9 protein-coding genes are annotated in these 10,136 nt (G+C 68.6%); 2 read left to right on the forward strand and 7 right to left on the reverse strand.

Going from position 1 to position 10,136, the window contains the following annotated elements; translation table 11 throughout:
- Positions 1-34: 34 nt before the first annotated feature.
- The 7 genes from BM204_RS11095 to BM204_RS11125 form a co-directional block, all read right to left on the reverse strand.
- Positions 35-1,048, reverse strand: coding sequence for a sugar-binding transcriptional regulator (locus tag BM204_RS11095; RefSeq protein WP_091113118.1), 1,014 nt, complete (start codon positions 1,046-1,048; stop codon positions 35-37).
- Positions 1,045-1,884 (reverse strand): HAD-IIA family hydrolase, encoded by an 840-nt coding sequence (locus BM204_RS11100; RefSeq protein ID WP_091113120.1) that lies wholly within the window; start codon positions 1,882-1,884, stop codon positions 1,045-1,047. Before BM204_RS11100 ends, BM204_RS11095 begins: the two co-directional genes overlap by 4 nt.
- The gene (locus BM204_RS11105) at positions 1,881-3,389 is read right to left on the reverse strand and encodes a xylulokinase (RefSeq protein ID WP_091113122.1); all 1,509 of its coding nucleotides are present in this window, start codon (positions 3,387-3,389) and stop codon (positions 1,881-1,883) included. Before BM204_RS11105 ends, BM204_RS11100 begins: the two co-directional genes overlap by 4 nt.
- Position 3,390: 1 nt before the next feature.
- Positions 3,391-4,881 (reverse strand): iron-containing alcohol dehydrogenase, encoded by a 1,491-nt coding sequence (locus BM204_RS11110; RefSeq protein WP_143099728.1) that lies wholly within the window; start codon positions 4,879-4,881, stop codon positions 3,391-3,393.
- Between the two features lie 11 nt (positions 4,882-4,892).
- Complete coding sequence (locus tag BM204_RS11115) at positions 4,893-5,951, reverse strand: ABC transporter permease (protein WP_091113129.1); 1,059 nt, start codon at positions 5,949-5,951, stop codon at positions 4,893-4,895.
- Positions 5,952-5,954: 3 nt separating this feature from the next.
- Positions 5,955-7,523, reverse strand: a complete 1,569-nt coding sequence (locus tag BM204_RS11120; protein ID WP_091113131.1) for a sugar ABC transporter ATP-binding protein — start codon at positions 7,521-7,523, stop codon at positions 5,955-5,957.
- A 116-nt stretch (positions 7,524-7,639) separates the two neighbouring features.
- Positions 7,640-8,635 carry a sugar ABC transporter substrate-binding protein gene (locus BM204_RS11125; protein WP_091113135.1) on the reverse strand — a complete coding sequence of 332 codons (996 nt, stop codon included), beginning with the start codon at positions 8,633-8,635 and terminating at the stop codon, positions 7,640-7,642.
- 417 nt (positions 8,636-9,052) lie between these two features.
- Between BM204_RS11125 and BM204_RS11130 the strand changes: the two genes are divergently transcribed.
- Entirely contained in the window at positions 9,053-9,367 is a 315-nt protein-coding gene (locus BM204_RS11130; protein ID WP_091113138.1) for a transposase, read from the forward strand.
- Positions 9,368-9,400: 33 nt separating this feature from the next.
- Positions 9,401-10,136 (forward strand): IS3 family transposase (locus BM204_RS11135; protein WP_143099729.1); only part of this gene is annotated, 736 nt, incomplete at its 3' end.

A 10,136-nucleotide genomic window follows, 5' to 3' on the forward strand; every position in this document is an offset into this window, starting at 1 on the left:
TTCCGCATGAATATTCGTTGTTTGCATGATCATGCTACGGCGCGAGTGCCGTTGCTGGCAAGGGCTCTGCGAGCTCGAGTAGGAAACGCGCGGTCGACGTGTCCACGACCAGTACGTCGACCCAGCGGCCCCTCAGCGCGGCGGCCAGCGCCTGCTGCTTGTCGAGCCCTCCGGCCACCACCACGCGACGCCGCGCGGCCCGCACCTGGGCGAGCGTGGCGCCGATGACCAGATCGTCGAGAGGCGTCTCGACGGGGCGGCCGTCGGCGTCGATGAACCGCTGGACCAGCTGGCCCACCGCTCCCGCCTCTCGGGCGGCGGCGAGCTGGGCGGCGCTGAAGTAGTTGTCCTCTGCTTCGAGGAGGCTGTGCAGGTCAGCCGGGCCGACCCCGACGAACGCGACCTCGAGGTGGTCGAGGCGGGCAAGGGCACGGCCTACGTGCGGATCCGCCAGGAGCGTGGCGCGCAGCTCGCTGCTGCCGACCACACCGGGCGTGCGAAGGAAGACCGCCTCAGCTCCCAGCGCCCTCGCCAGGTCCTGGGTGGAGCGGGTGGCGGCGTGCTGGAGCACCGGGGCGCCGAGGTCGCCCAGCATCTCGACCACGCGACGTGCGCCCGTGCGCGGGAGCTCGGGCATCGCCCTCGCCATCTCCTGGAACGTACGGCTCCACGAGGTGAACCCGATGGTCTCTCCCGTGAAGGTGGCCTCCGCCAGGTAGCGGGCAGCGGCTCTGCCCAGGACCGTGGCCAGGTCCGGCGCGCCCTCCGGCACGTCGACGACGTGCGCCTCCTGCAGGTCGTAGGCCGCCTCCAGCGACTCCTCCAGCTCGGAGTGGATGCCCTCGGGGACCGCCACCACTGTCTGGACGATGCCGGCCTCACCGGCCTGGCGCAACAGCCGCGACACCCGCGCCTGCGATGTTCCCAGCCGCTCCGCGATGTCACGCTGACGAACTCCGTGGACGTGGTAGAGCCGGGCCGCGACCACCATGTGACGCACCTGGTCGACCGACGTGGATCGCGAGGACGCAGCCTCACCGCGGCTCATAGAACGACCCGCGTCGTGAGCAGTGCGTCGATGCGGTCGAGCACCAGGGTGGGGTGCCTCTCGACGGGGAGGTCTGCGAGCATCGCGCGTGTGCTCTCGCCGCTGAGGACGAGGGCAGAGTCGATGCCGGCGTCCACCGCCATGGCGATGTCGGTGTAGAGGCGGTCCCCCACCATCAGGCAGTCGGTGGCCGGGATACCCACCACGCTCAGCGCCGTGGTCAGCATCAACGGTGACGGCTTGCCGACGTTCACCTCGCAGCGGACACCCGTGCTCGCCTCGATCGCGGCGATCACCGCGGCCGCGTCCGGTTCCCCCCGGCCCCCCGGCATGGGGCAGTAGGCGTCGGGGTTGGTCGTGACCAGGCGGGCGCGCCCGTGCTGCCAGAGAGCGTCGAAGGCGATCTGCAGCTTGGCGTAGTCGAAGGTGCGGTCGAAGCTCGCCACCACGATGTCGATGAGCGCCGGGTCGTTGCTGGTCCGCACCCCCGCCTCCTGCAGTGCCCGCACCAGGGGGTCCTCACCGATCACGAACACCGTGGCATCGGGTGCCTCCTGGCGCAGCCAGGCCGTCAAGGTCACCACCGGGTTCACGATGTGGCTGGTCGGCGTCGGCAGTCCCAGACGGGTCAGCTTCTCGGCGTACATCTGCGGGTCTCGCGTGGGGTTGTTGGACAGGAAGAGCGTCTCGCAGCCCTGGTCCCGCAGCCCCGTGACGAGATCGAAGGCTCCTGGGAGCAGCTCGTCGCCCAGGTAGATCGTGCCGTCGAGGTCGAAGAGGTAGGCGTCGTAGAGACGCGAGGGCGCCTCGGGCAGGCTTTGGACGGTGCTGCTCATCGGGTGGCCTCCGCGAGCCGGGCGAAGACGCCACGGGTGGATGGGTAGAGGTCGCGGTAGACGTCGTAGAGGCGGTCGTAGGCCGCAGCTGCCTTGGGGTCCGGCTCGAAGCTGGACGAGGTGCCACTCATCGCCTCCGACGCCGCCTGCAACGAGTCATGGATGCCGATGGCGTGCGCGGCGAGCATGCCGGCGCCCAGGCAGGTGCTCTCAGGCTCCCGCACGACCGTGACCCGGCGCTGCATGACGTCGGCGATGATCTGGCACCAGATCCGGCTGCGGGAGCCGCCGCCGAGCGCGATCACGTCCGACACCGGAGTGCCGACCGCCTCCTCGGCGCCGGTCGTCAGGAACCGCTGCTCGAACGCGACGCCCTCGAGCAGGGCGCGGTAGACGTGGGACTTGCCGTGGCGCCCAGTGATCCCGAGCAGCACGCCGCGCGCGTCGTGGTCCCAGTACGGCGTCAGCGCACCCGTCCAGTAGGGCAGCGCGAGCAGGCCCTCCGCTCCAGGGGGCAGCTGCGCTGCGGCGGTCTCGAGGACCTGCTCCGGCGTGACGTCGAGTCCCAGCGCGCGAGTGTCGAGCCCGGAGAACTTCTCGACGAACCAGGCCAGGTTGACGGTGCCGCCCCCCATGAAGGTCTCGAGCGTGTAGGCGCCGGGGACAGCAGCGGCGAGCGTGCGGTACTCGCGTCCGTAGGAGTACTCGTTGCTGAACGTGCCCGAGACGACCCCCGAGCCCAGGTTGAGGTAGGCCCGACCAGGGGCCGTGATGCCGGTACCGAGCTGGGCCGCCTGGCCGTCGCCGACACCTGCCACCACGGGTAGGTCCGCCGGCAGGCCCAGCTGGGCTGCGACATCGTCGCGCACCGTACCGACGACACTGCCCGGCGGAGCCAACGTCGGCAGCTGGCTGCGGTCGAGGCCGACAGCCTTGAGCAGCCCCTCGTCGTAGTCGAAGGTGGTGAGGTCGACAACCCCCAGCGGATCGGCGCTGCCCCATGAGGTGACGAACTCGCCGGTGAGCCGCTCCAGCAGGAAGCCGCCGACGTCGACGACGTGGCCGATCCGTTCCACGACGTCGGGCTCGTGGGTGGCCAGCCAGAGCAGCTTGTACCAAGCGGGGGTGGGGTTCGCCGGCTTGCCGGTGATCCGGTGCACCTCCTCGCTGCCGTGCTTCTCCACCTCCTCCGTCGCCCGGGTGTCCAGCCACAGCATCGCCGGCCGCAGGGGCTTGCCGGTGCGGTCGAGGCAGACGAAGGACTCGCGCTGGTGGGTGATGCAGATGGCCCCGATTCGTGAGGTGTCGACGGTCTGCACCGCACGCTGCACCGCGGTAGTGGTGGCACTCCACCAGTCCTCGGCGTTCTGTTCTCCCCAACCCGGCCGGGGCTGGCTGAGGGGGAAGGCGCGGCGCTCCTGCGAGAGCGCCTCGCCGGCGGCGTTCCACACCACGGCCTTGGCTGCGGTCGTGGAGCAGTCGATGGCGATCACGTAGTCGCGCACGTCAGGCCTCCACCTCTGCTGCTCGGGCAGATCCGGCCGCGCTCCGTGCACGATCGAGGACCTCGGCGACGTCGGCGGGCTCCCACCAGCCAAGGAGCGTGAGCAGATCGGCGACGGTGAATCGGTTGCGCATCAGTCCACAGTTGGCAACCGCCCAGGCTGCGAGGTCGTCTGACACGGCCGGGTCGAGCTCGGCGAACATGGCGGACGCCCGGGCGGCTCGGAGGCTCGCGGCGAGCTCGCTGGACGGGCGCACGAGCGACCGCAGCCGGGGTGCGTGGTCGGACCACGTCGTGAGCATCGCCTCGACCCGGCCCCGGTTCGCGGCGACCGACGCCAGCTTGACCTCGTAGTCGGCCCAGCACTCCTTGGCGATCCGGCCTTCGGGGTCGAGCGAACCGAACGCCTCGGTCACCGCGACCCTGGCCCGAGACGCGTCGAACGCCTCCTCGCACAGGCGCGGCGGAACAGTCGAGGCAGCGATCCGCTCGTGCAGCATCTCCCAGGCAGAAGCGGCGACAAGACCGGCGACGCCCACCTGGGCGCCATGCAGTCCGGTCGGCAGGCCGTGGGCGGCGTGGTGCAGATCGAGCATGTGACTGACGAGGTGCTCCAGGCCGGAGAGGGTGGCGGTGGTGCCGGCGACGCCGGTGACGATGCCGCGCACGGCCAACGCCCGCGTCAGTTGCTCGATCGCCTCGGGCTCGCCCCGCCCGACACCGGGCGACCACGTCTCGATGCCCTCGCCGACCGCCTCGAGCAGGCGCAGCGGAGCCTCGTGGAACTTCTGCTCGGTCCCGACCAGTGCGGCCAGCGCCCAGTCTGCAGGGGCAGTGAGCATCGACGTCATCTCGCCGAAGCCCGCCCGGTTCATCACCGGTGGCGCGTCGGCGATGGTGCCGGCATCGGCAACGACCGCGTCGGGCCAGCGCGAGGGGACGGTCCGCTTGACCCCGTCGCGGAGCAGCACTGAGACGTCGTCGGTGTAGCCGTCCACCGAGGCGGCGGTCTGCACCGACACCAGGACAGGCGGGCGTCCGGCAAGGTTAGCCCGCTGTGCCGCGACCTTGCCGATGTCGCTAATGGTGCCGCCGCCGAGGGCGACCACGGCATCCGCAGCACGACAGGCCGCGGTCGCCTGGTCCAGCACGTCGTCGACCACGTGAAGCTCGGAGTGGCCGTCGTCGAGCACTTCCCGGCGGACGTCGAACTTCTCAGCCAGGCTGCGCTCCACCAGATCCTTCACATCGTCGGCGCCACGCCGGATGGTGACTCGGTCGACGAGCAGCGTGACGCGCGGCCGGGCGCCGCCGACCGGCGTACCAGGCTCTGCGCGCAGCTCCAGGAGCTCGGCCACCGTGCCTGTCACATCGTCCAGGACGTCGTGGCCGAGCACCAGGCGGCGCAGACCGCACGGCGCCAGCTCCCGCTCCGGGTCGTGGCGCGCGATGAGCGCATGGACGGTGTCCATCGCCTCGGAGGAAGCACTCACGTCCGGGCCTGTCACGACTGGAGGATGCGGGCGCGGCTGCCGCGGTCGGTGAGGACAGCGACGATGATCGCCGCGCCGATGACGACGGGCTGGAGGTTCGGCGACACGTTCAGCAGCGACATGCCGTTGTTGAGGACGCCGATGATCATGAGTCCGATGAACGTGTTGAGCATGTTCCCTGAGCCACCGGAGAGGCTGGCCCCACCGATGACGACCACAGCGATCACATTGAGCAGGTCGGCGGTGCCGGCGGTCGGTTGCGCCGAGTCGAGGCGCGAGCCAACGATCGTGCCAGCCACGGCCGCGAGCACTCCTGCGACCATGTAGACGCCGATCTTGATCCGGGTGACGTTCAGGCCGGACAGCCGGGCGACCTCGGCGTTCCCGCCCACGGCGTACAAGGCACGGCCGCTGGGCCGGAACCGCAGCCAGAACGCAGCGAGCAGGTAGGTGCCGACCAGGATGAAGGCCTGGAGCGGGATGCCGGCGATCTTGTTTCCGGCCAGTGCGAGGTACCAGCCGGGAAAGCCGTTGATCGGGTTACCGTCGGTGAGCCAGAGGGCGAGACCTGCACCCGCGGACATGGTCGCCAGCGTCGCCACGAACGGCTGGATCCGCCCGTACGTCGACAGCACACCGTTCACGAGGCCGACCAGCGCCCCGACCAGCAGTCCAGCGACGACGCACAGGGTGAAGGGCAGGCCCTGCTGGCGGAAGAGCCAGGCGCTGGTCATCAGGGACAGGGCCAGCGTCGAGCCCACCGAGAGGTCGATGCCGCCGATCAGGATGACCAGGCAGGCACCCACCGCCATGATCCCGATGTCGGAGTTCTGGCTGACGATGTTGGTGAGGTTCTGCTGCGTCAGGAAGAACGGTGACATGAAGGACAGCGCCACCATCACCGCGACCAGCCCGATCAGAGGACCGGGGATGGCCCGGAAGACGGTGAGGGCGGCGCCCTGGAGGCTTCGGCCCTCGGGGCGGTGGGGGCGGTGGGCTCGGTCGGCGCCATCGGAGGAGGCGTCGGTCACGGGGGTCGTCTCCCGACCGGTCGGGTTGGTGATTGACATGATTCAGACTCCACTGGTTGCGTCGGCGGATTGGAGCAAAGGAGCAGAGGGCTGCTCGGAGGGGAGCGGACCGTCCCCGGAGCCGGCGAACGCCAGCTCCATCACGCGTTGCGGGGTCGCTTCCTCTCGGGTGAGGACCCCCTGCTGCTGACCTCGGGCCAGCACGACCACGCGGTGCGAGAGACCGAGAACCTCCTCGAGCTCGGAGGAGACGACGATGACTGCGAGCCCTTGGGCGGCCAGCCCGCGGATGATCTCGTAGATCGCCATCTTGGCGCCGACGTCGACGCCCCGCGTGGGCTCGTCGACGATCAGCACGCGGGGGTCGCGGACCAGCCATTTGCCGATCAGGACCTTCTGCTGGTTCCCCCCGGACATCGACTTCACCGGCAGGTGCATGTCACCGCGGATGTCGAGACGCTCGCGTTGCTCGGCTGCCAACCGGGCAATCGTGCGCCGGGTGACCATGCCAAGCTTCGACAGGCTCTTCTCCCAGGGCAGTGCCAGGTTCTCGGCCGCCGTCCGGTTCAGATTGAGGCCCTGTCCCTTGCGGTCCTCGGGGACCATCACGACTCCGGCCTTGATCGCGCACTGCGGGCTGCCTGGACGCAACCGCTGGCCGTCGACGAGGACCTCGCCGGTATCAGGACGATCGACTCCGGCGATGGCGCGGACGACCTCGGTGCGCCCGGCACCGACCAGGCCGGCGATGCCGAGGACCTCGCCCGCGGCGACGGTGAAGTCGATGTCGGTGAACTTGCCACGGCTGCTGAGCCCGCGTACTTCCAGAACCGTGTCGGCCCGACTGGGCTGCGGCGCCACGTGCTCATAGGTGAACTCGCGACCGACCATGGCATTGACCAGCTCGGTGCGAGCGACGTCGCCACTGGGCCAGTGCGCCACACGGGCCCCGTCACGCAGGCAGACGATCTCGTCCGAGACCTCGAGGACCTCGTCGAGCCGGTGCGAGATGTAGACGACGCCGGTGTTGAGGGAGCGGAGGTTCTGGATCCGCTCGAGAACATGCTCGGTCTCGGTCTCGCCGAGCGAGGCCGACGGCTCGTCGAAGATGACGTACGCCGGATTGCGGCTGAGCGCCTTCGCAATCTCGATCTCCTGCTGGCGGGCCATCGAGAGGCCGCGCACGGGTCGGCGCGGGTCGAGATCAACCCCGAGCAGGCCCAACACCTCCGCAGCGTCGCGGTGCATGCGACTGCGGTCGATCCGACCGCCGCGACTCGGCAGCCGGCCGAGGTAGATGTTCTCGGCCACCGACAGGTCGGGCAACAGCCGGATCTCCTGATGGATCAGCACGACTCCGGCGTGCAGCGCCTCCGAGGGAGAGCCCGGCTCGTAGGGCCGCCCGTCGAGCAGCATCTCCCCACCGTCACGCTGGACGACGCCGGTGATCACCGAGCTGAGGGTGGACTTGCCGGCACCGTTCTCGCCGATCAGGCCGACGACCGTGCCGGGACGGACGTGGAAGTCGACCGACTTCAGGACGCTGACCCCGCTGTAGGTCTTGACCAGGCCACGACAGACCAGGCCTTCATCGGTTGGATGCTCTACCACGGCGACCTCCTGGTGCCTGGACTGAAGAACGAAAGCGCAGCTTGGGAAACGGGACTGGGCCAACCGCCGGGCCGGTGTCGAGGACGACCGACCCGGCGGAGGGCTTCAGCCGTGGGTCACTTGAACGACTGGGCGTCCGGGCCGTAGAAGTCCTCGACCTTGTGGTCCCCGACCGTCTCAGCATTGATGAGCACCGTGTCCTGGTACTGCTCGGCAGGGATGTCGTCACCGTTGCCCTCCAAAAGGGCAATGGCGTTCTGCACGGCGAGTTGGCCCATCATGTAGGGCTGCTGGGCCATCGTGGCCTGGGTCAGACCGGCCGTGACGGCGTCGAACATCGTGGGGAAGCCGTCGATGCCGACCGAGAAGATCTCCTTGCCGGCGTCCTTGGCTGCCTTGGAGGCGCCCATCGCCATGGCGTCGCTCTCACCGAACACTGCGGCGAGGTTGGGGTTAGCGGTCAGGATGTTCTGGGTCGCCTTGAAGGCCTCGGTCTCGTCCCAGTTAGCGGTCTCCTCAGCCACGACCTCGATGTCGGGGTTCTCGGCAAGGGCCTTCTCGCAGCCCTCGGTGCGCTGGATCTCGGCGGTCGAGCCGAGCACACCGTGCAGGATCGCGATCTCGCCCTCGCCGCCGATCTGCTCGAACATCCACGTGCACAGCTCGTAGGCGGCCTTCACGCTGTCGGTCGCGATGTAGGTCGCGAGGTCGCCCGCCCCCTCTTCGGGACGCTGGTCGACCGCGATCACGGGAACGCCGGCCTGGTTGGCGGCCCGGACCCCAGCGGCCGCGGCGGTCGAGTCCTGCGAGGTGAAGATCAGGGCGCCGATCTGCTGGGTGAGCAGATCGTTGACCTGCTTCACCTGGGCCGAGGAGTCGTTGTTCGCCGAGACGATCTTGACCTCGTAGCCCTGCTTCGCGGCCTCGTCCTTGATCCCCGCGACCTCGGCCACGTAGAAAAGGGACTTCTGGTCGGCGACGGACACGCCGATCACCTTCTTGCCATCGCTGCTCGCCCCCGCGTCCTCGCCGCAAGCGGCCAAGGACACGGCACCGAGAGCCAGGACGGCTGCCAGGGAAGTGTTGCGGAGGATCGTCTTGTGTCGGGTCATCGTGCTTTCTCCTTGAGTGGATGACTACCGCGAGGCTTTCCGAGGACGCTTCGTGGATATATATTCGGGGTGGCAATCTGGATGCAACCCAGCATGTGGGCAGTGTCACACCCACGTCAAGGGCTGCCGCCGAACTTTTTGTTCTGCAGATGGGCGAAGTCGAGACGCGGCGCCGCCCGGCGCCGGGGACCGTCATCACCGTCCGACCGGATCGCGGGGACAAACACACCACTCAGGACCGGACAGAACCGCTTGAAATCAGGCGTAGAGAGCACGATCGCTGGCTAGGCGGCCGGCGCCGGCTCGATGACAGTTCCAAGTCCCGCTACTCACCCCAATGCGATCGAGCCCCTGACGCGAAGATTCACCTGGCTTTGACCCCGTCTGGTGGACACCTCGTAAGCGAGGATCTCCACCATGGGCAGAGAACGTCGGGAGTACACACCCGAGTACAAGGACGAGGCCGTGAAGCTGGTGATCAACACCGGTCGTGCGGTCGCTGTGGTCGCCCGCGAGCTCGGCATCAAGGAGCAGACGCTGGGCCGGTGGGTGAATCTGTACAAGTCACGCCAGGACGCTGGTGATGGTGCCCTGAGCGAGACCGAGCGGGTCGAGCTCGCTCGGCTCCGTAAGGAGAACTCTGAGTTGAAGATGGATCGGGCGTTCCTGAAAAAAGCGTCTCTCTTCTTCGCCCAGGAAGCATCGGATACGAACGACAAGCGTTCGCACTGATGCACGCGGAAGAGCAACCACACGGTCTCGCGGATGGCACGACTCCTGGAGGTGTCCCGGTCCGGGTACTACGCCTGGGCCAAGCGACTGCCCTCGAAGAGGGCTGTGCGTGCGGAGCAGATCGAGGCCAAGATCGCCTGGTTCCACAGCGATTCCGACGAGGTCTCCGGGGCACCCAGGATCCTCGCCGACCTCCGCGAGGACGGCGAGGTCATCAGCCGCAAGACCGTCGCCAAGACCATGCGCAAACTCGGGTTGCGCGGGATCTGCCCACGGCCGTGGCGCACCACCACCCAACGCGAGACCGGCGACACCTATCCGCCCGACGCCGTGCAGCGCCAATGGGACACCGGGGTCATCAATGCTGTCTGGGTCGGCGACATCACGTATTTGAGGACCTGGGAAGGGTGGCTGTACCTGGCCACCGTGATCGACGCCTGCTCGCGTCGGGTCATCGGGTGGGCGATCGCTGATCACATGCGCACCGACCTCGTCGAGGACGCCCTGAAGATGGCGATCACCCTGCGCGGTGAACTGCCCGCCCAGGTTGTATTTCACACCGACCGCGGCACGCAGTACGCCTCGGCGCAGATCACCGAGTTCGCAGCCAAGAACGGCATCACCAGGTCGATGGGCTACACCGGGATCTGCTGGGATAACGCGATGGCCGAGTCGTTCTTCGCGACGCTGAAGACCGAGTTCTACCACCGCCGCGTGTGGCCCACCCGGGCCGGCGCTAGCCAGGCTGTTGGGGCCTGGATCGAGGACC

The organism is Nocardioides psychrotolerans, from assembly GCF_900113685.1.
Taxonomy (GTDB): domain Bacteria; phylum Actinomycetota; class Actinomycetes; order Propionibacteriales; family Nocardioidaceae; genus Nocardioides; species Nocardioides psychrotolerans.